This window comes from Sphingobium chungbukense (genome assembly GCF_001005725.1).
GTDB classification, from domain to species: Bacteria; Pseudomonadota; Alphaproteobacteria; order Sphingomonadales; family Sphingomonadaceae; genus Sphingobium; species Sphingobium chungbukense.
In genome coordinates this window covers 18,341-43,564 of the sequence record NZ_LBIC01000001.1, presented here as the reverse complement: position 1 = coordinate 43,564, position 25,224 = coordinate 18,341, and the positions used below count along the sequence as shown (strand labels likewise).

General features: G+C 64.3%; 24 protein-coding genes and 1 tRNA gene. 13 read left to right on the top strand and 12 right to left on the bottom strand.

The features are described 5' to 3' along the window. Nucleotides 1-55: 55 nt before the first annotated feature. Together YP76_RS00235 and YP76_RS00230 are read right to left on the bottom strand one after the other, a co-directional pair. The gene (locus tag YP76_RS00235) at nt 56-4,258 is read right to left on the bottom strand and encodes a translocation/assembly module TamB domain-containing protein (RefSeq protein ID WP_046761644.1); all 4,203 of its coding nucleotides are present in this window, start codon (nt 4,256-4,258) and stop codon (nt 56-58) included. Continuing rightward, entirely contained in the window at nt 4,258-6,369 is a 2,112-nt protein-coding gene (locus tag YP76_RS00230; RefSeq protein ID WP_046761643.1) for an autotransporter assembly complex protein TamA, read from the bottom strand. Before YP76_RS00230 ends, YP76_RS00235 begins: the two co-directional genes overlap by 1 nt. Before the next feature lie 135 nt (nt 6,370-6,504). On the opposite strand from YP76_RS00230, the gene recJ reads away from it, so the two are divergent. From recJ to YP76_RS00205, 4 genes are all read left to right on the top strand, one after another. After that, nucleotides 6,505-8,271: a single-stranded-DNA-specific exonuclease RecJ gene (gene recJ / locus YP76_RS00225; RefSeq protein WP_046761642.1), complete on the top strand. Its 1,767-nt coding sequence runs from the start codon at nt 6,505-6,507 to the stop codon at nt 8,269-8,271. Between the two features lie 121 nt (nt 8,272-8,392). Beyond that, nucleotides 8,393-8,468: transfer RNA gene (locus tag YP76_RS00220), tRNA-Glu, on the top strand. 656 nt (nt 8,469-9,124) lie between these two features. Continuing rightward, nucleotides 9,125-10,408 (top strand): endo alpha-1,4 polygalactosaminidase, encoded by a 1,284-nt coding sequence (locus tag YP76_RS28995; RefSeq protein ID WP_269748600.1) that lies wholly within the window; start codon nt 9,125-9,127, stop codon nt 10,406-10,408. Between the two features lie 143 nt (nt 10,409-10,551). Further along, a complete protein-coding gene (locus tag YP76_RS00205; RefSeq protein WP_046761641.1) occupies nt 10,552-11,217 on the top strand; it encodes a peptidylprolyl isomerase in 666 nt (221 codons plus the stop codon). Here the strand turns inward: YP76_RS00205 and YP76_RS00200 are convergent. After that, the gene (locus YP76_RS00200) at nt 11,214-11,453 is read right to left on the bottom strand and encodes a DUF2061 domain-containing protein (protein ID WP_046761640.1); all 240 of its coding nucleotides are present in this window, start codon (nt 11,451-11,453) and stop codon (nt 11,214-11,216) included. The two genes, YP76_RS00205 and YP76_RS00200, sit on opposite strands and share 4 nt — an antisense overlap. Nucleotides 11,454-11,566: 113 nt before the next feature. Between YP76_RS00200 and YP76_RS00195 the strand changes: the two genes are divergently transcribed. Further along, a complete protein-coding gene (locus tag YP76_RS00195; protein WP_046761639.1) occupies nt 11,567-12,307 on the top strand; it encodes a DUF72 domain-containing protein in 741 nt (246 codons plus the stop codon). A 302-nt stretch (nt 12,308-12,609) separates the two neighbouring features. On the opposite strand, the gene YP76_RS00190 is transcribed toward YP76_RS00195, so the two are convergent. After that, entirely contained in the window at nt 12,610-12,795 is a 186-nt protein-coding gene (locus YP76_RS00190; RefSeq protein ID WP_046761638.1) for a PspC domain-containing protein, read from the bottom strand. Nucleotides 12,796-13,115: 320 nt separating this feature from the next. Here YP76_RS00190 and YP76_RS00185 point away from each other — a divergent pair, with 320 nt between their 5' ends. Both YP76_RS00185 and YP76_RS00180 read left to right on the top strand, forming a co-directional pair. Beyond that, complete coding sequence (locus YP76_RS00185; RefSeq protein WP_197707392.1) at nt 13,116-13,502, top strand: gamma-glutamylcyclotransferase family protein; 387 nt, start codon at nt 13,116-13,118, stop codon at nt 13,500-13,502. Nucleotides 13,503-13,566: 64 nt separating this feature from the next. Beyond that, a complete protein-coding gene (locus tag YP76_RS00180) occupies nt 13,567-14,496 on the top strand; it encodes a dienelactone hydrolase family protein (RefSeq protein ID WP_046761636.1) in 930 nt (309 codons plus the stop codon). Nucleotides 14,497-14,621: 125 nt separating this feature from the next. On the opposite strand, the gene YP76_RS00175 is transcribed toward YP76_RS00180, so the two are convergent. Beyond that, a complete protein-coding gene (locus tag YP76_RS00175) occupies nt 14,622-15,158 on the bottom strand; it encodes a peroxiredoxin (RefSeq protein ID WP_408640415.1) in 537 nt (178 codons plus the stop codon). Between the two features lie 219 nt (nt 15,159-15,377). On the opposite strand from YP76_RS00175, the gene YP76_RS00170 reads away from it, so the two are divergent. The 4 genes from YP76_RS00170 (at nt 15,378) to YP76_RS00155 (ending at nt 18,473) form a co-directional block, all read left to right on the top strand. Further along, complete coding sequence (locus YP76_RS00170) at nt 15,378-15,920, top strand: hypothetical protein (protein WP_046761634.1); 543 nt, start codon at nt 15,378-15,380, stop codon at nt 15,918-15,920. Nucleotides 15,921-16,006: 86 nt separating this feature from the next. Then, nucleotides 16,007-17,077 (top strand): DNA replication/repair protein RecF, encoded by a 1,071-nt coding sequence (gene recF / locus YP76_RS00165; protein ID WP_046761633.1) that lies wholly within the window; start codon nt 16,007-16,009, stop codon nt 17,075-17,077. A 110-nt stretch (nt 17,078-17,187) separates the two neighbouring features. Continuing rightward, nucleotides 17,188-17,718: a CHAP domain-containing protein gene (locus tag YP76_RS00160; protein WP_046761632.1), complete on the top strand. Its 531-nt coding sequence runs from the start codon at nt 17,188-17,190 to the stop codon at nt 17,716-17,718. A gap of 83 nt (nt 17,719-17,801) precedes the next feature. Further along, entirely contained in the window at nt 17,802-18,473 is a 672-nt protein-coding gene (locus YP76_RS00155) for a CHAP domain-containing protein (protein ID WP_046761631.1), read from the top strand. A 70-nt stretch (nt 18,474-18,543) separates the two neighbouring features. Here YP76_RS00155 and YP76_RS00150 read toward each other — a convergent pair whose 3' ends face one another. From YP76_RS00150 to YP76_RS00120, 7 genes are all read right to left on the bottom strand, one after another. Then, on the bottom strand, nt 18,544-18,819 hold the full coding sequence (locus YP76_RS00150; RefSeq protein WP_046761630.1) for a DUF3297 family protein: 276 nt from the start codon (nt 18,817-18,819) through the stop codon (nt 18,544-18,546). Nucleotides 18,820-18,911: 92 nt separating this feature from the next. Then, nucleotides 18,912-19,769: a S1 family peptidase gene (locus YP76_RS00145; protein WP_046761629.1), complete on the bottom strand. Its 858-nt coding sequence runs from the start codon at nt 19,767-19,769 to the stop codon at nt 18,912-18,914. 4 nt (nt 19,770-19,773) lie between these two features. After that, a complete protein-coding gene (locus YP76_RS00140) occupies nt 19,774-20,196 on the bottom strand; it encodes a DUF350 domain-containing protein (protein ID WP_046761628.1) in 423 nt (140 codons plus the stop codon). 197 nt (nt 20,197-20,393) lie between these two features. Beyond that, a complete protein-coding gene (locus YP76_RS00135) occupies nt 20,394-20,702 on the bottom strand; it encodes a hypothetical protein (RefSeq protein WP_046761627.1) in 309 nt (102 codons plus the stop codon). Nucleotides 20,703-20,825: 123 nt separating this feature from the next. Next, complete coding sequence (locus YP76_RS00130; protein ID WP_046761626.1) at nt 20,826-22,067, bottom strand: SAM-dependent methyltransferase; 1,242 nt, start codon at nt 22,065-22,067, stop codon at nt 20,826-20,828. A 32-nt stretch (nt 22,068-22,099) separates the two neighbouring features. Then, on the bottom strand, nt 22,100-22,846 hold the full coding sequence (locus YP76_RS00125; RefSeq protein WP_046761625.1) for a molybdopterin-dependent oxidoreductase: 747 nt from the start codon (nt 22,844-22,846) through the stop codon (nt 22,100-22,102). After that, a complete protein-coding gene (locus YP76_RS00120; RefSeq protein ID WP_046761624.1) occupies nt 22,843-23,574 on the bottom strand; it encodes a cytochrome b/b6 domain-containing protein in 732 nt (243 codons plus the stop codon). Before YP76_RS00120 ends, YP76_RS00125 begins: the two co-directional genes overlap by 4 nt. 291 nt (nt 23,575-23,865) lie before the next feature. Between YP76_RS00120 and YP76_RS00115 the strand changes: the two genes are divergently transcribed. Together YP76_RS00115 and YP76_RS00110 are read left to right on the top strand one after the other, a co-directional pair. Beyond that, complete coding sequence (locus YP76_RS00115) at nt 23,866-24,372, top strand: porin family protein (protein ID WP_046761623.1); 507 nt, start codon at nt 23,866-23,868, stop codon at nt 24,370-24,372. Nucleotides 24,373-24,678: 306 nt separating this feature from the next. Then, nucleotides 24,679-25,191 (top strand): porin family protein, encoded by a 513-nt coding sequence (locus tag YP76_RS00110; protein ID WP_046761622.1) that lies wholly within the window; start codon nt 24,679-24,681, stop codon nt 25,189-25,191. Nucleotides 25,192-25,224: the final 33 nt, after the last annotated feature.

Here is a 25,224-nt window from a genome sequence, read left to right as displayed (position 1 = left end):
AAAAGCTGTCAGTCCGCAGACCACCCCCAAAATCGCACCCCTGCGCCCAGCATGTTCAATAATCCTTCGAATAGCGCAGATTGGCCGACGATCCCGCATTGGTGCCGGTCTTCGACAACAGGCTCAGCGTCCTGGATAGGGAAATCTCCAGCTGGGTGGCGGTGAAGCCCTTGGGATCGGTGATGACCTCCACATAGATATTGTTGGAGATATGCTGTCCGACCGCCAGCGAAGTGCCGCGTCCGGTCGCCTCGTCGCCGCCGACGATGCCGATGCGGTCGACGCCCGAGGCGTTTTGCAGCTTGCCCATGGGATTGAGCCCGCCGCTGCCGCCGCGCAGCCCGTTGAGCGCCGCGGCCAACTGGATCGCCTGGGTGGCGGAAAGATTGGCTACATTGTCGCCGAACAGGATGCGCGCGAGGATTTCGTCCTGCGGCAGCGTGGGGGTGGAGACGAAGGCGATATCGGGCCGCTGCGCCGTGCCGCCCACGGCTATGCCTGCCGTCACGTCGCTGATCTTGGTTTCGGCGCGGATCGCCAGCGTCGGGTTCATCATCGGCCCGTTGAAGGTGATGACGCCCTGTTCCAGATCGAACTGGTGGCCCGAGAAGCTGTAGCGCCCGCGGATCACCTCGATCTTGCCTACCACGCGCGGATCGGTGGCGGTGCCGGTAACCCGCATGTTCGTCTTCCATTCGGAATCGAGGCCCATGCCGGTCACATAGATCTCATTGTCGGCCCGCACGCGCACGTCCAGCTTCCAGTTTGTCGGTTTGGCCGCCGCCTGTCGCGCGGCAAGGCGCTGGTCGAGCAGATCGGTTCCTTCGCCCTTGCGCCGGACGCCGGTGAGCTGCCGTATCTCGGTCCCGCCCTGCCAGGCGACGCGATAGCGGGTCTCGGGGAGCGACAGGTCGCCCTTTATCAGTCCGCCGTTGGCCGGGCTGTTGGTGATGGCGAGCGTGCCGCTGACGACGCTGGTGATCGCTTCGCTGCGGGCGAGACGGGCGCGATCCAGCTTGACGGCTATATTCATCGGATAGCCGCTCTCTGCCGCAAGACCCACCGACCCGCTCGCCTGCACGGTCCCGTCGCCCGCGCGGCCGGAAAAGTCGCGCAGGTCGAGCCGGTCGTTGGTGAATCGCCCGTCGAGGCGCATCTGGGTGACGCGCGTGCCGAACGTCTCATTCTCGTAAGTCAGCGCATTGGCGCGGACGATGCCGTTGAGGCGCGGCGCGGTCAGCCGTCCGCCAAAGTCGGCGGCGACCGCGATCGGTCCGGTCAGTTGCTGGTCGGCGAGCCCCGCGAAAGAGAAAAGCACGTCGGCCGGCCCGGCATAGCGGATGCCGCCGCCGAGCGGTGCGGACTGCAACTGCTCGCTCCAGCGCGCGCCCGGTCCCGGCGGCGCCAGCGTCGCGACGAAGCGGCCCAGCGTCGCATCGCCGCGCCGGATGAGACCGCGCATGTCGCCGCCCGCGCCGGACAGTTTGCCCTCGATGGCCATCGACACGGGGGCGGACACGGCGGTCAGGCTGGAGCGGCGGAAATCGCTGATCGCCAGGCGCGTGGTCGCGGTGGGAAAGGCGGTGCCGCTTTGCGCATAGTCCAGCGTCCCGGTGGCCTTGCCGCCAATCCCCAGACCCGGCATCGCCATATTGACGATGGCGAGGTCGAAATCCCTGAAGCGGGCCTGCATCGCCGTCTGCTGCCCGAAGCGGCCCGCCAGGTCGACACGGCCCTGCGGCAGGACCAGCGTGGCGGGTTCGAGGCGGTATCCCGCCTTTTCGATGCGGATGATGGCGGGCTGGGCGAAGCGGAAGGGAATGTTGCTCGCCTTGCCCTCCAGCGCGACGGCATAGAGGGTCGGACGCAGCGCGGCGTTCATCGCGAGGGAGAAGGGCACGCCGGTCGATCCGTCCGCGACCAGTTGCGCGCGCCCACGCCCGCCCCGATAGTCGATCCGCCCGCGCGCCTTGCGCACCACATAGTCGCCATAGGCAGCATTGGCCATCTGCACGTCGGCGCTGATCTGCGGCTGGTCGGTCATCACCATGTTCGCGGTGAGCAGCGCCCGGCCGATCACCACATCCGCCTCGCCGGGCAGCTTCGCATTGCTGGCGGCGGCGTGGAGCTCAGCGCCCTGCGCCTTGCCCACCGCTGTCAGCCGGGCGGTGCCGGTAATGCCCGAACCGTTCATCGCCAGTTGGCCGGTGAAGGGACCGGCGGCGCTCTGCTGCACCATGCCGTGCATGTCGACTCCGGCGAATCGGGCTTTCGTGATGTCGATGGTCAGCGGGCCCTTGGCGGTGCGGATCAGCACATTGGCGAAGAAGGGGCCGTAGGGTGAGCCGCCGGTGGTTTCGAGCCGGTAGCCCGCCGGCTCGCCATGGAGCTTCGCCACGACGTCGTGCAACGGCACGCCGACATTGGGGCGGGCGGCGCGCAGTACTGCCTGGGGACGTTCCATCGTGCCACGCACGGTCAGCGCCAGCGGGCCATATTGGCGGGACGATGCCCTGGCGTCGAAGCTGATCGCACCATCCATATCATAGCTGCCCGATCCGGAATGCACCTGGAAGTTGGGCGCTGCGCCCTTCAGTCCGGCGAGGGTGAATTTTCCTTCCGGCGTCATGCCGATGCGCCCGGACATCACCGCATTGCCGCCCAGGAAATCGCGGACCGAGGCATTTTCCCACCGTGCCGTGCGGACGCCGAAGCGGCCATCCAGTCCGAATCCCCCCCTTGGCCCTGGCACCAGATGCACATCGGTGTTGAGATTGACGATGCCGACGCCGTCGATCCTGTAGTCGTTGACCCGGCCCTTGAGCGCGCCGCGATAAATCGCATGGTCGAGATCGGCGAGCACGATGGCGGTGGCGTCCACCCGGTCGCTGTCGATCTTCAGATTGTCGCTGATCAGCTTGCCCGCCGCATAGGCGAAGTCGCCCTTCACGCGAAGATCGTGCAGCAGACCGCCTGCCGCCGCATTGAGGCCGGTGACGCGGCTGGCGGTGGCGCTGACCGGAATGCGGATGCGGTCGGTATCGATCACCGCGCGGCCACTGGCCTTCAGATTCTCGATCCCGGTAGCATCGAAGGCGAGTTGCTTCGCCGTGATGTCATAGTCGACGAACGGCGTCGCCATCGGCCCGTCGAGGATCACCGACGCGCGCATGTCGCGGCCCTTCACCTTCTCCATGATCGCGCCGGGGGTGAGCAGCGCGGCATCGATCCGGAGTGCACTGAACCGGCTCTTGCCCAGGTCGATCAGGCCGTTCGCCGTGGCGGAAAGGGCCGGGGATTTCAGCGATCCCTTGAGGTTCACCCGCCGTTCGTTGAGGCCAGCGAGCAGATCCACATCCAGTTGCGGCGTCGTCAGCCGGTCGACCGTTCCGGCGAAGACCAACCCCGGCCGCACCGGCCCTTTCGCCGTGAAATGGCCGTCGCGGGCGGCCAGAGCAATGTTCGCCAGTTCGCCCTTGTCCGACGCCGCGACCAGCCGTCCGTCCCACGCCTGCCATGTTCCCTTGCCGTCCAGCGTCGCGATGAAGCCGTCGGTCAGGCCGCTCATCGCCGCGATCACGCCGCCTTTGGGCGCGGTCAGCGTGCCCTTCATGGACAGGCGGTTCTGCGCGGGCACGGCGTCGAGATTGGCCTGCAAGCGATCGCCGCTGTCGACCACGGCATTGGCCGACAGGATCGCGCGGCCATCGGCGATATGCGTCACGCCGTCGATGGCGATTTCGCGCTTCTGCCCGATGACGGGCTTGGCGACGAGGAACTTCGCGATCTTCAGCCGGTCGACGTCGATGTCGAGGTCGGGGAGGATCGGGGCGTTGGGGTCGGTCGAGGTGACGTTGAATTGCGGGCTGCGGGCGAGGACCACCAGCGGGCTTTCCAGCAGCCGCACCGAAATATGGTTGTCGATGTAACGGAAGGGATTCCATACCACATGGACTTCCGGGCTGACCGCGAAGATACCCTTGGGGTCGCGCAGCACCAGATTGCGGATCGTCATGTCGCTGTAGATCGACCCGTCGATCCGGCCGACCTCGATCGCCATGCCGGATTCCAGCTTGAGCGCGGCGATCTGGCGGATCAGGAATGTCTTGCCCGGCTGGGTGTCGAGGAACAGCAGCAGCCCGGCGGCCAGCACCAACAGCGCGACGAGCAGGCCGGTCGCACCCAGCGCGATCCTCTGCCAGAGCGGCCGCTTCTCACGGACGACGATCGTTTCGGTGACGGGGGTGTCTTCGGCCATCAGAATGCCTGCCCGATGCCGATATAGAGCGCGAATTTGGACTCACCCGGCTGCCGGTTGATCGGCATGGCGATATCCGCGCGGAAGGGACCGAAATTGGTGTAGAAGCGTCCACCCAGGCCGACGCCGTACCGGATGTTTGAAAATTGCGGCATGGCGCTTTCATAGACCTGTCCCGCATCGACGAAGGCGACCACGCCATAATCCCCGAAGCGATACCGTCCCTCGACCGCGAACTCGTTGACGGACCGGCCGCCGATCGGATCGTTGTTCGCGTCCTTCGGCCCCAGTTCCTGATAGCCATAGCCGCGCACCGATCCGCCGCCACCCGCATAGATGCGCCGGGAGGGCGCCACATCGTCGCGTTTCACCCCACTGATCGTGCCGACCCGTGCGCGCCCCGCGATGACCAGACTGCCGGACACCGGATAATAGCCGGTAAGGTCGAAGGTCGCGCGGATATAGGGTGAGAAACTGCCGTGCAGCGACCCTTCCGGTTCCGCGCGCAGGTTCGCGCGGAAGCCCTTGGTGGGATTGAGCAGATCGTTGGACCGGTCATAGCCGATCTGTACCGGTAGGCCGCCGATGAAATAGGTCCGCCGCGTCTTGTCCGCCGTCGCCGGATCGACCACCACCTGTTCGTTGGTCAGCAGCACCTCCGCGCCATAGCTGTAAGTCCAGCGCTTCTGGAAGATCGGCGTCGACTGGCGCGACCAGCCGATATTCAGCCCCAGCGTATAGGCCTCATAGGCGTCGTAATTCTGGTGGTTTACCGCAATGCCGGTCTGGAAGCTCTTGTCGCGCTTGCCCGCATTGGACCGGCGGAAGGTGCCCGATGCGCCTTGTTCCTGCGTACCGGCGATGACGCTGGCGATCACCGCGCCTTCGGGCGGGAAGAGGTTGCGGTGCGTCCACGTCCCCTCTGCGCGGAAGCCCTGGCCCGTGCCATAGCCCAGTTCGCCCGCCAGCGTGCGCGGCTTGCCTGCCTCCTGCGCGACGTTCAGGTCGACATATTCGGTGCCGTCCGGGCCGGGTTGGTTGGTGCGGACCGGATCGACCGATATGCTGGAGAACAGGCCGGTCGCCACCAAAGCCCGGCGCAGATCGTCGACCTTGCGGCTGTCGTACAGTTCGCCCGGCTTGAAGCGGCCGATGACCGTCATATGGTCGGCGCCGAAGGCCTGTTTCCCGCCCGTGGTGGTGATCGCCCGGAACGACCCGCGCGGCCCCGTTTCGACCGGCAGAGTATAGTCGCCCGTCGCCATCGCGGGATCGAGCAATATGTCGCGTTCCCCCACCTTGGCGAAGGGATAGCCGTTTTCCGGCAGCTTGACGCCGACATTGGCCTCCGCGCCTTCGACCGCCGTCGCGACGATGAAATCGCCGGTCCTGAGCGGCAGGCTGTCGCGGATCAGGCCGGGCGGAACGGTCGGCCCGGCATGGATGACGATGGTCCCGATGCTATAGCGCTTGCCGGGCGTGACCGAGACGATCGCCTTCAACGCCCCGTCGCCGGCCTGATCGAGGGAGGCGAGCGCGGTGGCGTCATAATAGCCCTGCGAATATAGCAGCCGCACGGCCAGCGCCTCATCCTCATGCGCGCGCGCCTGAAGCATGGCGGCCGTGTCGGCCTTTCCCTTGCCGCCGACCAGCGAGGAGGAATCGCGGAATTCATCCTCCAGCCCCGTCTTGCCGAAACCCTCGATCGCCACGGAGTAGCGCACCGCTTCGGTCTTTTCCTGCGGGTTGGCGTCGGTCGCCACCTGGGGCGGCACCTGCACGCTGTCGAGCGGCGGCAGGGGGGCGGCAAGTTCGCGTTCCTCCTGCGGTTCGACTGCGGGCGGCAGTTCCTGCGCGACGCTGGGCTGCGGCATTTGGCGATCGATCCATTCATCGATCGAGGGGAGGGGAGCGCTGCTGTTTAGGGGCGGCTGACCCGTCTGGGGGATGGTTCGAGGCAGGCGCGCCTCGAATTCGCTGTCCGGCAGGATCGGTTCTTCCTGCGGCTGTGGGGGCTGCGGCGGCGTCTGGGCCATCAGGGGGAGGGGGGATGCCGCCATCATCATCGGACCCAAGGCTCGCCGAACCCGCTTCGCCTGCCTTGAACCCATGGAAACCGCTTTGCCCCTCTTCGTCCCTCGCCCCTAGGGCGGGAATAGCAATACGCGCAAGGAATTGCTTCGGTTCCGCCTGCGTTATGACGGCGGGCGCTTCCCTCCGAATCGCAACGGGTTTAGAGCGGAGCCATGACCATCGCGCTCAACATCACCCGTTCGATCCTTGGCCAGCCCTGGCGGTGGCGTGGCGGCAATGGGGATGGGCGCGATCCGGGCTATCGGCCCGACGATCTGGTGACGCAATTGCTGCTGGCGCGCGGCTGTCCGCGCGACGCGGTGGAGGCGCATCGCAATCCCACCATCCGCCATTTCATGCCCGATCCCAGCCTGTTCCGCGACATGGACGCCGCCGCCGAACGGCTGGCCGACGCGGTGGTTAAGGGTGAGGATGTGCGCATCTTCGGCGATTATGACGTCGACGGCGCCACCAGCGCGGCGCTGCTGATCCGCCTGCTGCGCGACCTCGGCTTGGCTGCGCGGCCCTATATCCCCGACCGTTTGATGGAGGGCTATGGCCCCTCGGGCGAGGCGTTGGTGCGGCTGGCGGGCGAAGGCGCCACCCTGATCGTCACCGTGGATTGCGGCGCACAGGCTTTCGAAGCGCTTTCCATGGCGAAGGCGGTGGGCGTCGACGTGGTGGTGGTCGACCATCATAAATGCGCCGCGGCCCTGCCCGAAGCTCTGGCGCTGGTGAATCCCAACCGGCTCGACGAGGATGTGGAGGCCGCCGCGCACGGTCATCTGGCCGCGGTGGGCGTGGCCTTCCTGCTCGGCGCGGCGCTGATCCGGGTGCTGCGCAAGCGCAACTGGTTCGCCCAAAGGTCCGAGCCGCCCCTGATGGAACTGCTCGACATCGTCGCGCTCGGCACGGTGGCGGATGTGGCGCAATTGAAGGGCCTCAATCGCGCCTTCGTCGCGCAGGGGCTCAAGATCATGGCGAAGCGCCGCAATATCGGCCTGTCCGCGCTGATCGACGCCAGCCGGCTGACGCGCGCGCCGCTCTGCCACGACCTGGGCTTTGCGCTCGGCCCTCGGATCAATGCGGGCGGGCGCGTGGGCAAGGCGGATCTGGGCGTGCGGCTGCTGACCACCGAGGACCCGGCGGAGGCAGCGAAGATCGCCGCCGAACTCGATCTGTTGAACGAGGAACGCCGCGCCATCGAAGCGGCGGTGCAGGCCGAGGCGGAGGAATTGCTCGGCGCGCAGGATAACCGCGCCGTGGCTTTGGTGTCAGGCGCGGGCTGGCATCCGGGCGTGATCGGTATCGTGGCGGGGCGCCTCAAGGAGAAAGCGGGCCGCCCCGCCATTGTCGTCGCCGTCGATGAGAACGGCACCGGCAAGGGGTCTGGCCGCTCGATCTCCGGCGTCGATCTGGGCGCGGCGGTGCTGGCGGCGAAGGACAGCGGCCTGCTGGTCGCGGGCGGTGGCCATGCCATGGCGGCGGGCCTGACGGTCGCGGCGGACAAGGTGGATGCGCTGGCCGATTTCCTCGATGAACGGCTTGCCAGCGCTGTGGCCAGGGCGCGTGACGACCGCGCTTTGCTGATCGACGCGGTGCTGGCCCCGGCGGGGGTCAATCCGGATTTCGTCGCCGCGATCGATGCGGGCGGCCCCTATGGGGCGGGCTGGCCCGCGCCGCTCATCGCCTCCGGGCCGATGCGGGTGATCAAGGCCGACGTGGTGGGCAACGGTCATTTGCGCGCGATCATGGCGGGGGACGACGGCCGGTCGATCAAGACCATCGCCTTTCGACAGGCGGAAACGGATCTGGGCCAGGCGATATTGGGTGCGCCCCGCGATCGGCGGTTGTGGATCGCGGGGCGCGCGAAGATCGACGATTGGGGTCCGCGCCCGGCCGCCGAACTGCATCTGGAGGATGCCGCCTGGGCCGATTGAGGCGGGTATAGGCAAAATTTTGCTCCGCGTCATTTTCATGACGAAAAGGGGGTTGACCGTTCCGGAGCCACCGCCTAATGCCCGCCTCGCTTCGCAGCGACGCCCAAGCGGAACTGCATGTGGCCCCTTCGTCTAGCGGTCTAGGACGCGGCCCTTTCACGGCTGAAACACGGGTTCGATTCCCGTAGGGGTCACCAATCAGGCGATTTTATCGCTTTGATCCGGCGTGATAATTCTTGGAAATTCTGAAGGATTCGGTCCCACCCCCCCAGATGGTGGTGCCAAAGGTCGGTCTGACCCTTCGCCGAGCATTTGCCAGAGATATGGCGGTCCGGTGTCTCCCGTGTCGCCGCCTTAAGATCGATGCGAAGCAGGCCCCTTCTGGCTTCCCAAGCGGCCCCTCGCGGCAGCAAGGGGATTGCCTCCGATCATCGGATACAGGGCTCTGCTCGCCGTAACCCGCGCAGGGCGGCGACGGTCGTTAATGTGGGAGAAAGCTTTCGACACCACAAACATGCCCCCGGTCAGTGATCGGTACGGGGGCATTCTGATATGGTTTTCCTGCGCAACAGCGGTTCAATAGTGTCCTTGCGCACATCTTCGGCATTCTTCTTTAAAATCAAAGAGACAGCCTGTCAACACCGTCGCGTGGCCGTGCCGACGCTCCTCCTCGGCGAGGTGGCGAAACATCAATTACAGTCGTGGTGAAATATGAGTCGGCGGAAATAGGACCGCTGTACAGTTTTCAATTTCCTTATCTTTCATCTTCGGGTCCAGAAAATAAGTATCAGGAGTGAATATGACGCACACAGGCATGTATGTTTTGCAGGGTATAGTTCCATCCGAGATTGCGGTGGCACCATTCGATGTCAAGGTCGTCGACATCTACGACGATAATGGCAATGCATTTACACCGACGCAGGTTGCCCAGATGGGTGGAGGTCCACAAAGCTCCTTGTTGCTGGGTTATTTCAGTATCGGTGAAGCCGAAGATTACCGGGACTATTTCAAGACCATCCCTCAGGCGGCTCTTGGGCCGGAAAATCCGCAATGGGCCGGCGACTATCAGGTCGCCTACTGGACGCCGGAATGGCGTGCCGTCGCCACCGCCTATATCGATAGGATCATCAGTGCCGGATATGACGGCGTCTATTTCGACGTCGTCGACGAATATCAGCAGGCCTGGGCCAAGGCGAACGCCCCCGGTGGCGCGGCCGGGGCGGAGCAGGCCATGGCCGATCTGGTCGCCTATCTCGCGGACTATGCGCACGCGAAGAATCCCAATTTCAAGATCTGGGCCAACAACGCCGAGGAATTGCTGTCGAACAACACGTATTTTTCCCACCTGGACGGCATGTACAAGGAAAACCTCTATTATACCGACAGCGGGTCCAAGCAGCCGGTAAGCGAAACGCAGGCGAGTCTCGCCTTGCTGCAAAAGATGATCGATGCCGGCAAGGACGTGATCGCCATCGAATATGTCTCTGGCGCGGCCGCGGTGGCCGATGTGGAGGCGCAGGCCGCCCATGACGGCGTGGGTTATTATACGGCCGATATCGATCTGAACGGGATCAGCTATACCGGCGTGCAACCGGGGCAATATATCCACGCGGACTGGGGCACGACGACAGCCGCTCCTCCGCCTCCTCCTCCGACCGCGCCTGTCGATCTGGTGCTGACCGGCAACAGCTATGCCAACACGCTCACCGGACAGGCGGGCAATGACAAGCTTTACGGCATGGGCGGCAACGACACATTATCGGGCAATGCCGGTGCGGATCGGCTCGACGGTGGCAAGGGTAATGACGTGCTCATCGGCGGCAGCGGCGCGGACAGTTTCGTGTTCAACGCCTCGGGCAGCAAGAATGTCGACAAGATCATGGATTTTGAGCATGGCATCGACAAGATCGCCCTGGACCATGGCATTTTCGGGGCGGCCGGCGCCATCGGCCAATTGCCCGACAGCGCCTATTGGGAAGGTACGCGGGCGCATGATGCCAATGATCACATCATCTACAATCCGGCGACGGGGGTTGTTTCCTACGATCCCGACGGCACCGGCCGCGCGCAGCCGGTTCAACTGGCCGTGGTGCTGATCGGGACCCATCTGGACCACACGGATTTCTCCATCTTTTGAGCAGATGTTCGCGCCTGCCGATGCGCGGGGGGGAGGCATCCCCCCGCGCATCGGCAATACGACCGTTTCGCCGCTCGGTTGCATCAAACGTCCAGGCACTCTAGCCTTCTATATCCTGCCCTTGTGAGTGCGCGCCCTTACCGATGCCTGCCGCTGTCCTGCGTTACCTTGCCTGCCTCAGCCTCCTTGTTTCCGGTCCTGCCCTTGCGCAACCTGCCAACCGGCAGACGCCGGGTTATACGCGCGTGGCCATCGAAACCTCGGTCGGTACGATCATCGTGGCGGCCGACAATCGCCGGGCACCGGTCACATCCAACAATTTCCTGACCTATGTCGATGATGGACGCTTTGACGGCGTGACCTTCTATCGGGCGGCGCGGCGCAAGAGCGATCCGAAGCTGGGGCTCATCCAGGGCGGCATCGACACGGATGCGCGCCGGTCGCTGCCGCCGATCCGGCATGAATCCACGATGCAGACCGGCATTCGGCATCTCGACGCGACGCTGTCCATGGCGCGGCCCAACCGCGCCAATTCGGCCATGGGCAATTTCTTCATCACCGTGGGGCCGACGCCCAATATGGACGCGCGGGGCGATTATATCGGCTATGCCGCCTTCGGCCATGTGGTCGCGGGCATGGATGTGGTGAAGAAGATCCTCGCCGTCCCGACCTGTTGCGGCGAAGGGCCGATGCGCGGGCAGATGATCGTCAAGCCCATCACCATCATCCGCGTCAAAAGGCTGGACGGCACACCGCATCCGACGCGCGGCGTGAAGCCGTGGCTGATCGGCCTCAACCGGAAACGCTAGGCCGGGCCCACTGTCCTATCGCGCGTCCATTCCCGTTCCGGATCGCGCGCAGGGCGTGCGAGTATCTTCTTCCAGGCCTGTTCATGGAAAAAGAAGGCGACGGCGTTGATCATCGGTTCGATCAGCGCGATGCCGCCCGCCATGGCGACCGATCCGGTCATCAGATAGGCGACCGAAAAGCCCACGGTCAGGTGGATGCTCAGATAGGTGGCGGTCTTGATGAGGTCGGTCGACATGGCATATTCCTGTTGCGGCCCAATTAAGAGTCGTTCGCAAAAATCGCCAACCGCTTTTCCCTCTGGCTCTGATCGTCTTTGCCGATCAGGATGGCCGGAAAGGAGAGCGCGGCATGAGCGGAAGGATCAGGGTCGGGATCGGCGGTTGGGTTTTCGAACCATGGCGCGGCACTTTCTATCCCGAAGGGCTGCGGCAGAAGGATGAGCTGGCCTATGTCGGCGAGCATCTGACCGCGACGGAAATCAACGCCACCTATTACAGCACGCAGAAGCCTGCGACCTTCGCCGGTTGGGCCAAGGCGGTTCCGGACGGTTTCCAGTTCGCGGTGAAGGCGTCGCGCTTCTGCACCAATCGTCGTGTCCTGGCCGATGCCGGCGATTCGATCGCGAAATTCGTCAACCAGGGGCTGGTCGAACTGGGAGACCGTCTGGGGCCGATCCTTTGGCAGTTCATGCCGACCAAGAAATTCGATGCAGAGGATTTCGGCGCTTTCCTCAATCTTCTGCCCGCCGGTGTCGACGGCGTCCCGCTGCGCCATGCGCTGGAGGTGCGGCATGAGAGTTTCGACGATCCCGCCTTCTTCGATCTCGCGCGGGAGGCCGGGGCAGCGGTCGTTTATGCCGATCATCCCGAATATCCGGCGCTGCGCGGCCATGATGCCGGCTTTTCCTATGCCCGGCTGATGCGCACGCGGGAGGAGGAGCCGACCGGCTATGCGCCCGAACACATCACCGATTGGGCTGCCATGGCGAAGGAGCGGGCAGCGCGGGGCGACGCCTATATCTTCTTCATCAGCGGTGCGAAGGTCCGGGCGCCTGCCGCCGCGCAAGCGCTGATCGTGGCTTTGGGGTAACAGTGACTGTTGCATTTGCTGCAACTGCGAAATCGTCTTTTGCGATTGTTACAATATGATGTCGGGCGCATAGGCTCGCTCGCCCTAGCGGCAATGATAAAACAACAACTTGCAGGAAGAACGATATGCGACACACGGTTCAGGGCGTTGCCCTCATGGTTGCGGTTGGTGCACAGGTGCTGACCTTCTATTCGGTGCTGTTTGTCTGAACGCAACATGCGCCGATCCATACCGTCCCTGACGGACCACGAAAAAGCCGCCCCCGGACATATCCCAGGGCGGCTTTTTATCATGCTCGATCATTACCCCTCAGCCAGCCAGCCCGCCAGCAGATAGGCGACGACGCCGACCGGCCCCAGCGCGCACAGCGTCAGCAGCACGAGTGCGATGCGGATCAGCGTGACATCCATGCCGGTACGGTTGGAAAGTCCGGCGCACACGCCCATGATCTTTCCGTTACGGCGGTCGAGGGTGAAACTGTTGTTCATGAATCTGGCCTTCTTGAGTCTGTTGTGCAGGATCAGGCGATCGGCGTGACCGGGACCGCGGCGGCAATGAAAAGGCCGGCGACCAGCAGCGCACCGGTCAGGGCGAAAGCGGCGTTTTGAAGCTTGGCAAACATGATGGACTCCCTGGAATGTGCGAGGCCGGACGATCCGGCCGTGATGCAGGGAAGATTGCAGGAGCCGTGCCAACTTCTATTTTTGTGGGGTTTCGGGGAATTTCGCGGGTCCAGAAGCAAGATTGCCCCGCAAAAATCTCCGCAAATTGGTTGGATTTGCCGAAAATGGGGAATATTTCAGGAGCCGTGACCGAGCCGTGCCTCTTCGTTTATGGAACGCTTCGACCCGGTTTCGACGGGCCGATGGCGGACTGGCTCAAGGGTGTGGCATGCCATGTCGGCGGCGCGACGGCGCAGGGCTGGCTTTATCGCGTGGACGGCTACCCTGCCTTCGTGCCGGGCGGATCGGGCATGGTGAAGGGCGATCTGTTCCTGCTGCCCGATGCGGCGGCGATCCTGGCGGTTTTGGACGAGCATGAGGAATGCGCCGATCATTTCCCTTCGCCCCATGAATATCGCCGTGCCCGGTTGACCGTGCGGGGCGGGGACGGGCCGATCGAGGTCTGGACCTATATCTATAACCGCGACGTCAGCGCGCTGGAGCGGATCGAGAGCGGCGATTTCCTTGCGTGAGAATGGCTTGCGCTGGGCGTTGGCGGGATTAGGCTCCTCCACCATGGTTCGAGGAGAGACGCGCATGACCGACACGCAGGATCAGCCCGAATATTCGGCTCCCGACCGCCTGCCCCCCGACCGCCTGGCCGAAGATCGCAACTGGATCGATTCGACCGGCCTCGATCGGCGTAGGCTGCTGGTCGGCGGGGCGTTCGCTGCCGGTTTCGCCGCTGCCTGCCGCCCCGTGTCCAGCAGCGCCGTCCAGACCTCCGGCGACGGATTGAAGGAGGAAACCGTGTCGATCAGGGCGAGCGACGGCTTTGCCATGCCCGCCTTCGTCGCCCGGCCCGCCCATGCCAAGGCCGCACCGATCATCGTGGTCGTGCACGAGATTTTCGGCGTGCATGAATGGATTCGCGACATGTGCCGCCGCTTCGCCAAGGCGGGCTATTATGCTATCGCGCCCGATCTGTTCGCGCGTCATGGCGACGCGACCAGCGTCGCGGATTTCAAGCAATTGATCGCCACCATCGTGTCCAAGGCGTCCGACGCGCAGGTCTTGAAGGACATCGATGCCACCTATGGCTGGGCGGGTGGCCATGGCGGCGACGGCCGGCGGCGGGGCATCACCGGCTTTTGCTGGGGCGGGCGGGTCGTCTGGCTCTATGCCGCCCATAGCAGGGAACTGGACGCGGGCGTCGCTTTCTACGGCCGCCTGATCAGCGAGAAGACCGACTTGCAACCCTTGAACGTGATCGAGCAGGTGAGTGCCCTCAAGGCCCCGATGCTTGGCCAATATGGCGCGCTGGACAAGGGGATTCCGGTGGCCGACGTCGAGAAGATGCAGGCCGCCCTGAAAATCGCGGGCAAGGCGCCACCCGACGCGATCACTGTCCATCCCGGCGCCGACCATGGCTTCATGGCGGACTATCGCCCCAGCTACAACGAAGCCGCCGCCAAGGCCGCCTGGCAGGCGACGCTCGGCTGGTTCGGCAAATATGTGAAAAAATAACAATCATTTGGCTGAGGCTGAGCCGAAACGGCTGGTCTTCGAGAGCCGCCGCGCAGCGTGCATCAATATGGGCGCAACGGAAGCGCAGAAGAGTGCCGCTTGCGGGCCAACATAAGCCCCATGCCCTATTTCTGCTGCATCGCCTGGACGGCGGCGAGGGTGCTCTTCACATGGCCGGCATAGCTCATCTCGCTATGGACGAAGGCGATGCGGCCACTGGGCGCGATGACATAGGAGGTGCGATCGGTCATGCCCGGCCGCATCTTCAGCGCCACGTCGTAGCCCGACACGATGGCGGGGCCGGCCGACGCCACGGCGAACTTGCCCGCGCATTCCTTGGTGGAGAAGGCGACCAGATCGTCCACCGGATCGGCCGACATGCCGATCACGGTCGCGCCAGCCTTCCTGAAATCCTCGATATGCTCGGCGAATTCGCGCGCCTCGGCGGAGCAGCCCGGCGTGAACGCCTTCGGGAAGAAATAAAGTACCACCGGCCCACGCTTCAACTGGTGCGACAGCGTCAGGGTGAAGGTCTTGCCCGCTTGCGCGCCGCGCGTGGTGAAGTCTGGGGCCTTGGCGCCGATGGCCAGCGCCGCCATGGCGGCGTGCGAACCCAGCGTGGCGGCGGCAAGAGCAAGGGCGATCTTCAGTTTCCTCATCATCGACTTCCTCTTCGTTCAGGCGGTTGCGGGAGCCTCCCGCAGTGCGATTTCATTCGTCTTTGGTGATGACTGCAACGTTTGCGGCGCGCAAGTCCGCCAGAAGCCCTTTCGGACGGGAGAGGCGGACGGCGCTTCGGGATTGGGCGCGCGAAAGAAAAATCCACCCATTCCCGACACGGCCATGGCATATCTCCCTTGTGGAAGAGGAGTATAGCAGGAATGAAGCAGGAGCGCGCGCCGATCGGAACCCCTTGGCGAAAGGCCGGTTTTCTTCCCATGCGTGCGATGATTTTGCTGCCGCTGATGGCCCTTGCGGCCTGTGGCGACCGGAAAGGCGACCAGTCCGGCGTCGCCACCAATATCGTCGATGCGGCGACGAACGAGGTCCGCGAAGTGCCGCAGGGCACGAACGGCATTCAGGCCGCCGAACCCGCGCCGGACCTTCCGCGCCCGCCAGCGCCGGCCGGCGCGATCATCCCCGCCAGCATACAGGGGCGCTGGGCGGGTCTTGACGAAAGCTGTGCCGATCGCGCGACCGAGCTGGAACTGACGATCACCCCCACCAGCCTGGTGTTCCTGGAAAGCGAAGGCAAGGCGACCGGTGTGTCCCACGGCCCGGACGGTCGCATCCGCATCGATGCTGCCTTCACGGGCGAAGGGCAGAGCTGGAACCGCAGGCTGGAACTGCGTCCGTCTGCCGGCGGGCGCGAACTGACGGTGATCGATGACGGCAGGGCGGTGACGCGGAAACGCTGTAGTTGATCTTCGGCCCGTTCCTGCGACGGCAGCGATGCGGCGCGTCATACTCCATGCTTCCCCAAAGCCGCCGCACTGGCTAGAGCCACCCCATGATCGGCCGTCTTACCTTGAGCGATTTCCGCAACCATGCGGATGCGCTGATCGTGCCCGATCATGCCTTCATCGTGCTGACCGGCGACAATGGCGCGGGCAAGACCAACATATTGGAAGCGGTGTCGATGCTGGCCCCCGGCCGGGGTCTGCGCGGCGCGGCCCTGCGCGACATGGTGCGGCAGGACGGGGCGGGCGGCTTCGGCATAGCGGCGGAAGTGGACGGCGTGATGCTGGGGACCGGCGTGCTCGCCTCCGCGCCGGACCGGCGGCAGGTGCGGATCGGCGGCGTCTCCTCATCGGCCAATGCGCTGGCGGATCATCTCTCCATCGTCTGGCTCACGCCCGCCATGGACCGGCTGTTCATGGACAGCCCCGGCGGGCGTCGGCGTTTCCTCGACCGGTTGACGCTGGCGCTCCATCCCGCCCATGCCGCGCATAGCGCCCGCTATGAAGCGGCGATGCGGGCGCGCAACCGGCTGCTGAACGACCTGTCCGCCGCCGACCCCTCCTGGTTGAGCGCCCTCGAAGCGCAGATGGACGAACATGGCGTAGCGCTTGCCGCCGCCCGCGCCGATCTGGTCACGCGTCTTGGCGGGGCATTGGAGGATCAGCCCGACCATCCCTTCGCCCGACCGTTGCTGGCGATCGAGGGGGAAGGGGAGGGCGATGAACCGTTGGGATCGCGTCTTGCCCGCGAACGCCGCCGCGATGCCGCCGCCGGGCGCACGCTGTCAGGCCCGCATCGCCAGGACCTGGCCGTCGCCCACGCCGCCAAGGGCCAGGCCGCAGCGCTCTGTTCCACCGGCGAGCAGAAGGCTTTGCTGCTCTCCATCCTGCTCGCCCATGCGGCGCTGGTCACGGTTCATCGCGGTCAGCCGCCTGTGCTGCTGCTCGACGAAGTGGCGGCGCATCTTGACCCGTCGCGGCGAGCCGCGCTGTTCGACCGGTTGCGCGAGACCGGGGGGCAGGTCTGGATGACCGGAACGGAAGACAGTCTTTTCAATGAATTGCCGGTCGCGAGCCGGTTTGGCGTAACGGCGGGCCACGTCTTTCGTTCCGCAGGTTGACGCACCGCAACAACGACTCGTCGCTGGCTGCTTTGCAACTCGTCCGGCGTCTGCCCTAAGAAGCCTCACGGGGTTAAGTCGTTCAAAAAGAAGTCGGGGGTCGCATTTCCATGATCGTTGGTTTTCGCGCTTTTGTCGCAGCGGCAACGCTCGCACTTGGCGCCCTGATCACGACCCCGGCCGCTGCTGGCACGCTCCAGTGCGCGCCCTTCGCCCGCCAGATTTCCGGTATCGAGCTGTACGGCAACGCCAACACCTGGTGGGGTCAGGCCGAGGGCCGCTATGACCGTGGCCATGAACCGCGCGTCGGCGCCGTCCTGGCCTTCGCCGCCAGCCGTTCCATGCCGGTTGGCCATGTCGCCATGGTCAGCAAGGTGATCAGCGATCGCGAAGTGCTGCTGACCCACGCCAACTGGTCCTATCGCGGCGGGATCGAGCGCAATGTTCGCGCCGTCGACGTATCGCCCAACAATGACTGGACCGACGTGCGCGTGTGGTACGGCCCGACCGGCGGTCTGGGCCTGCGTCCCAACGCCGCCAGGGGCTTCATCTACGCCGACAAGGCCCGCGACGCCCCCGTGCAGATCGCCATGGCCGACCGCGTGACCGCTGGCAGCGACTCTGCCCGCGGTGCTTTCTGACATTTTAACCAGTTCCTAAGGGCTGCCGCCTAGTCTGATCGGCGGTGGGGCGATTCTGGGACTGGGGTCGCATGAAATTGGGAATGATGCGCTGGGCGGCCTTGCTGCTGGCCAGTCTGACGACGACGCCTGTGCTGGGCGCGACCGTGCTGCAATGCGTGCCCTATGCGCGCATCGTGTCCGGTGTGCAGCTTTACGGCGACGCGCTGACCTGGTGGGACCAGGCGGAAAATCACTACAGGCGCGGCCATATGCCCCGTAAAGGCGCGGTGCTGGCCTTTCGTCCGGTGGGACCGATGGTGCTGGGCCATGTCGCGGTGGTCAGCAGGGTGCTGGACGACCGGCGCGTGCTGATCCGCCATGCCAACTGGTCGGTGCCCGGCGCGATCGAGGAAGATGTGCTGGCGGTCGACGTGTCGGAAGAGGGCGACTGGAGCGAGGTGCGCGTCTGGCACAGTCCGACGAACCAGATGGGTGCGCGCAGCAACCCGACCTTCGGCTTCATCTATCCCGACAGGCCGCAATTGCGGGCGTTCCGGCCGGATCCGGCGCTGGGGGCCAGCACGCGCCTTGCCAGCCTGAACATCACCAGCGACGATCCGGGACCCGATGCCGCTCCGCCCCGCAGGACTGCTGCCGCGCAGCCGCGCCTGGCGTTGGACCTGCGCGCCGTCCGCTATGCCGACGCGACGCCGTCGGCCCGCTCGCTGCGTGACATCATCGCGGACGTGAAGCGCGACGCAGCCTTGCGTTGAAGTTCAGCATGAAAGCAAAAAGGCGCCGCCTCATCCAAGAGGCAGCGCCTTCTTTACCTCCGGCGAAAGCTTATTCCGGTTTGTCCGCCGCTTCCTCGGCGCCTTCGGCCGGGTTCTCGAACCAGGCCTCGACCGGCCCTGACAGCTTGATCGTCAGCGGCTGACCGTGGCGGTCCCGGGTCTTGCCGGCCGCAACGCGAATCCAGCCTTCGGAAATGCTGTATTCCTCGACATCGTTGCGGACCCGATCCTTGAACTTGATGCCGATGCCGCGCTGAAGCACGTCGATATCGAAAAAGGGGCTTTTCGGGTTGGTGGAAAGGCGGTCGGGGGGCGTATCGCTCATGTTGGTCCAAATCCTGTCAAACGAGTGATTTCGAGTGAAATGGCACATTTCACGGCTCGCAAATCACGAAAAGCCAAGGTCTGGCGCGCGACCTAGCGCTTTGGCCGGCCCGCCGTCAACTGTCCCGGCCGATCGTCGACATCGCAGAAGATGCGGCGGATCACCCCCTGCGCCAGCCAGGATTCGAAGCGTGCCCGTGCGTCGGCCAGGTCGACGAAGGGATAGGCGACGGGCCGGTCGCCCACCGCTCGGCTGGCGATGACCAGCCGCATCATCGCGTCGGGCGCCGTGGTCAATATGCGCCCGCGTCGGTCGGTGGCGGCGCTGTTGACGCCGACGACATGGCCGTCCTCGGCAAAGACCGGCCCGCCGCTGATGCCCGACAGCGTGCCGTCGCCCATCGGGATGCGTCCATGTTCGGCCCAGGCCAGTACGGGCTGCGTCTCCTCCCCCGTGCCGCGCCGGGCGCGGGCGGCGCCGATCAGTTCGGATATGACGAGCGTCGGCTGTCCCCCTGGAAAACCCATATGATAACCGACCGAACCGGGCGGCGGCATCTGGTCTGACAGCGGCAGGGCATGGTCGCTCGCCACGCCTCCCCTGACCAGCGCGGCGTCGGCTTCCCGACTCTCGACCAATCGCGACACGGGCCGGGCGAAGCCGCCCTGCTCTATGCCGACGCGCGCGCAGCCATGGGTGACATGCTCGGCGGTCAGCCAGGCGCCGTTGCGATCGACAGCGAAGGTCGTTCCCATGCTGTCGGCGGGCGCTTCGGTCCGTTCCTCGATCACGAAGCTTTCGTCGCTCCACTGCGGCATGGGGCGACGGGGGGTTCGGGGATCGAAAATCTCGACATGCAACGGCGTTGGCTTTGTAACTTCGCTGATCCACAGCAACGCAAGGATGAAGCCGAGCAGCGCGGGCAGACAGCCAAGGCGCCGCCGGCCCACCGGATCAACCCGCGATCGCGCCTGCGGTGAGGCAGGCGATGGCGGCCTTCATCATCGCCAGGAAGATGGCGGCGGAGCGCTCATTGGCCTCGATCCGGGTCGAAAGCCGACCCAGCAGGAAATCGACGACGCGAAAGGCGATGAGTTGCAGGATCAGCGTCAGGCTGCCCCAGATCATGATGTCCCAGACATTGACCGATCCCGCGAGGCAGAAGCCCAGCGGCACCGCCAGTCCGATGGCCGCGCCGCCCAGCGAAATGGCGGCCGCGTCATTGCCGGCGCGGATCAGCGCGAATTCGTCATGGGGGGTGATCCACATATAGAGCGCGAGCGCCGCCACCCAGGCGAGCGTCGCGCAGGCCAGATGCAGCAGGAAGATCGGCAGGCCTGAGAGCAGACTCTGGATGACGGGCATGGGATCGGTCATGCCGCTCAAAATGCCGCAAGCCTTTGCATGACGCAATCGTCCGGGGTGGATGCCCCATGGGCGGAAATGGATGCAGAGGGGGGAATGCCCATCCTCCCCATCGTGAGACAGGGAGGGGGACCAGCCGAAGGCAGGTGGAGGGGAATATGGCACGACCTGCGCATTTTCCCTACACCATGTGCCGCCCAATATTCAGCTCAGTTGCAGACCCGCACCTTCACGCGCCGGTCGCGATAATGGTTGTAGCGCCACTCGGTCCAGCAGCGCTGGCGATAATGGCCACGCCAGGAACGCCGGTCGCCGCGCCAATGACGGCGGTCGTCGTCGCGCCAGCCACGCCTGTCGTCCCAACGCCGATCGTCATAGCGGCGATCCCAATCGCCCCGATAACCGTCGCGATAGCCATAGCCGCCGCCATAATATTGCGCCTGTGCAGGGGCCGCGCTCACACCCATGGCGGTGATCGCCAAGCCCAGGGCCGCCGCGCCCTTCCACAAGATATTCATGTTCGTCTCTCCTCGACATGCACGCCCGTCGCCGGGGCCATGAAGGGAAAGATGCACTGGCCTGACTGAACCGTGCGGGAACGGTGCCGTCAGCCTATGTTCATGGCCGGAACCCGCAATCCATCAGCGGCCCCGCAGGGCGCTTTCCGCCTCCAGCATATAGTCGCGGGTGATCGGCAGCGATCGGCGGTCGCGGGCATATTGGACCTGGTAATTCACCATGCCGCCATGCTCGAACACCGTGGCCGCCCCCGCCAGATAAAAGGTCCAGAGGCGGAAGAAGCGCTCGTCATAGAGCGCCACGATATCCGCCTTGTGCGCCAGCGTCCGCTTGTACCATTCGCGGATGGTGAGGCCGTAATGGATGCGCAGCACCTCGACATCCGTGACCATCAGCCGTGTGCCCTCGCTGCCCTGGATCATCTCCGACAAGGCGGGGATATAGCCGCCGGGGAAGATATATTTCTGGGTGAAGGCGTCGGTGATGCCGGGCCCGTCGACCCGGCCGATGGTGTGGATCAGCATCACGCCCTCGGGCGTCAGCAGGTCGCGGCATTTGTTGTAGAAGGTCCGGTAATCCTTGGTCCCGACATGCTCGAACATGCCGACCGACACGATCCGGTCGAACGGCCCCGCTATGTCGCGATAGTCGATCAGTTCGAAGCGCACATGGTCAGCGACGCCCGCATCCGCCGCCCGCTGCCGCGCGACCTTGAGCTGTTCCTCCGACAGGGTGATGCCGGTGACGTCCACCCCGCAGGTGCGATGCAGGTACAGCGCCATGCCGCCCCAGCCGCAACCGATGTCCAGCACCTTCATGCCGGGTTTCAGGTGCAGCTTGGCGGCGATATGCGCCTTCTTGTCCTCCTGCGCCTGTTCCAGGCTGATGCCCGTCTCATTGCCGGCATCGGGGAAATAGGCGCAGCTATATTGCCGGTCGCGGTCGAGGAAGAGGGCGTAGAGCGCGCCCGACAGATCATAATGATGGGCGACATTGGCCTTGGACCGCGCCCGGTGATTGGCCGCCCACAGCTTGCGCCGGATCGTCTTGAACCCGCGCTTGACCGATCCCAGGTCGCTGATCGACTTGCCCGTTTCCCAGGCATTGTTCATGCGGATGAGCGAGATCAGTTCCATGATCCCGCCGCCCTCGATCGACACGCGCCCGTCGATGAAGGCTTCGGCCATGCCAAGGCGCGGGTCCTTGATGATGTCGAACGGCACCCGCGCATCGTGGAATTTCAGCGCCAGCGACGGAAAGCCCGGTTCGGGCGTCCCGACGGTGATCTTCCGGCCGTCATGATAATAGATGGAAAGCTGGCCGCGCGTGACCAGCCGCTTGATGACCCGATCGAACAATTTCATGGGGCGCAACCTGTCAGGTCATTCTGTCCGCGTCAAATGCCGGCATACCAGTCATAGCCGGCATGGTCCTCCCAGAAGCCGCCCTTGCCCCCGCCGATCCCGTCGAGCGACGTAACCGCCTCGATCCGCATCAGATATTTCGCCTGCTTGTAGCCCAATTGCCGCTCCACCCGCAGCCGCAGCGGCGCGCCGTTGGCGACGCGCAAGGGCTGGTCGTTGAGCGCGAAGGCGAGGATGGTCTGCGGATGGAAGGCGTCGACCCGATCGATGCTTTCATAATAGCCGTTGCCGCCGCCCATGTCGTCGGCGCAATGCAGCACGATATAGCGCGCGCCGTCCCGTAACCGCGCCGCGTCGAGCACGCGCTTCAACGGCACGCCCCGCCATTTGCCGATCGCGCTCCACCCCTCGACGCAATCATGCCGCGTGATCTGCTCGCGATGGGGAAAGGCGTGCAACTGCGCAAGCGACAGCGACAGCGGCCGCTCGACCAGCCCGCCGACCTGCAACCGCCAGTCGGCAAAGCCGGTACGCCACAGCGCCTTATATTCGGGCGTATTGGGATTGGCCGTGCCATTGGGCCGGAAGAAGGGCGATATCTGGTCCGGGCGGAACTCATGGACCAGCGCGTCGCGGGCCATCAGGCTGCGTTGCGCCCATCTATGGAAATTCTCGGCCGAAAACAGCGCTTCCCGCACCGTCTCGTTCTTCGCCAACCGGTCGCAACCCGCCAGCGTCGCCGCGGCGCCCACTATCAGGGTCCGGCGGTTCAGGATCATGACCGCGCCTCCGGCACCTTGTAGCGCCCGGTGATCATCGACCGGACCTCATTCAACGGGCCGGCGAGGATGACCATCAGCATATGCACCAGGAAGAAGGCGGCCAGCGCGAAGGCGGTGATGAAGTGGATCGACCGCGCCGACTGCCGCCCGCCGAACAGCTCGACCAGCCAGGGCCAGGCCGCGTTCATGCCCGGCGACATGGTCAGGCCGGTCAGGATGATCAGCGGCAGCGCGACGAAGATCACGCCGATATAGCTCGCCTTTTGCAGGACATTGTAGCGCAGCGCCGCCTCTCCAGTGGGAAAGCGCAGCCGGGCATGGTCCCTGACGTCCTGCCAGACATGGCGCGGCGCCAGTTCCCCGCGCCGGAAGGCGAGGTCACGCCCCAGATGCCGCCCGAACAGACTCCAGAGCATGTAGAAGAGCAGCGCAAAGGCGAAGACCGGCGCGGCGGTCAGGTGCCAGTGCCGCGACATCGCCAGATTATAATGAGCGGGCAGGGTGATCCAGCTTCCGAACCGCTCCAGCGTCAGCCAGGGGTGGTCGAAATTCGCGCCATATTGGCCCCAATAGAGGCGGGGATGCGCGTTGAAGATGCCAAGGCCGCTGGTGAACAGCACATAAAGCAGCAGCGCATTCGTCCAGTGCCACAGGCGGGTGGGCCATCTGTGACGCAGCACCGGCTTTGGTTCCGCCGATTTCGGCTCTGATCGGGCGCCATCCATGGGCGACTGTTACTCTTTTGCACCAGAAGCGTCAAAAATCATGTCCATCCATGCGGATGAACCGGTTTTCCCGATTTCGTTCATGTGGGAGCCAGCTTCCGGGTCCATAAGCGCCCCTGCCTGGACCAAAGTAAAGTTCCAGGTTTTTGAAAGTCCTATGGATCGATTCCCTGATATTTCAAGAGAGGCATGATCAAAAAATTTTTACAGATCAGTCCCTTTTAAAAACTAATTGAGAACATAAATCATTCTCACCCGGTTCAGGGTATCGAATAAGTTATGAGGAATACCATGAAGACTGCGATTATCGCAGCTATTGCTGCTGCCACCGTTTCTGTCCCCGCTTTTGCTCAGGATGCTGCGCCTTTTACTGGCCCGCGCGCCGGCATTATTCTGGGTTATGACAAGGTCCAGGGTGGCGACGGTTTCACCTACGGCGTGTCGACCGGCTATGACCTGGCCGTCACTCCGCGCATCACCTTCGGTCCGGAAGTGTCGCTGAGCGAGTCGACCGCGAAGTTCGGCGGCGTCGATGTCAGCCGCGATCTCGCCGCTTCGGTGCGCCTCGGCTATGTCGTGACGCCCAAGGTGCTGGCGTTCGGCAAGGTCGGCTATGCCAATAGCCGTTTCGAGATCCCCGGCGCCCACCAGACGCTGGAAGGCGTGCGCTATGGCGGCGGCCTGGAATATTCGGTGACGCCGCGCACCTATATCTCGGCCGAATATCAGCGCACCGAATATGAAGATAATTTCGGTGGCCGCGACGCCGGCGTTGTCGGCATCGGCTTCCGCTTCTAGAAAAAGCGCTGGTTCAGAGGGAAAGGGGCGGTCCCACCGGGGCCGTCCCTTTTTCATGCAAAGTCAGACTGTTGCGAAAAAGCATCATACATTTGTAAAGTTCATATCCAACTTGCAACAATGACAATCCCGTTACATATGCGCGCCGTCAGCGACACACATCGCTGCGTGCAGGACGGGAGGACAAGCCGAATAGATCGGCCTGCCAAATGGTGATGACAGAATAAATCGCGACGCCATCCCGTAAAAAGAACGAAACGTCTGTCCTCTTTCTGGGAACGGCGTTACTCATTGAATGAGGATTTTATGAAGACTGTGATTTTCGCAGCGCTTGCTGCTGCCGCCGTTTCCGCTCCCGCTTTCGCTCAGGATGCTGCGCCCTTCACCGGGCCGCGCGCTGGCGTGACGCTGGGCTATGACAAGGTCGGCGGTGAAGACGGTTTCGCTTACGGCGTGTCGACCGGCTATGACCTGGCGCTTGCTCCGCGTATCACCTTCGGCCCGGAAGTCTCGCTCAGCGACACCACCGTCGGCGCCGGTGGCACGGAAATCAGCCGTGATCTCGCCGCTTCGGTCCGTCTCGGCTATGTCGTGACCCCGCGCATCCTGGCCTTCGGCAAGGTCGGCTATGCCAACACCCGCATCGAAGCGTCGAACAGCAACTTCGGCTTCTCGATCGAAGGCGTGCGTTATGGCGGCGGCGTGGAATTCGCCGTGACCGGCAACACCTACATCTCGGCCGAATATCAGCGCACCGAATATGAAGACAATTTCGGTGGCCGTGACGCCGGTGTCGTCGGCATCGGTTTCCGCTTCTAATCCCTCTCGGATAGAACAGGGGAAGGGCGGTCC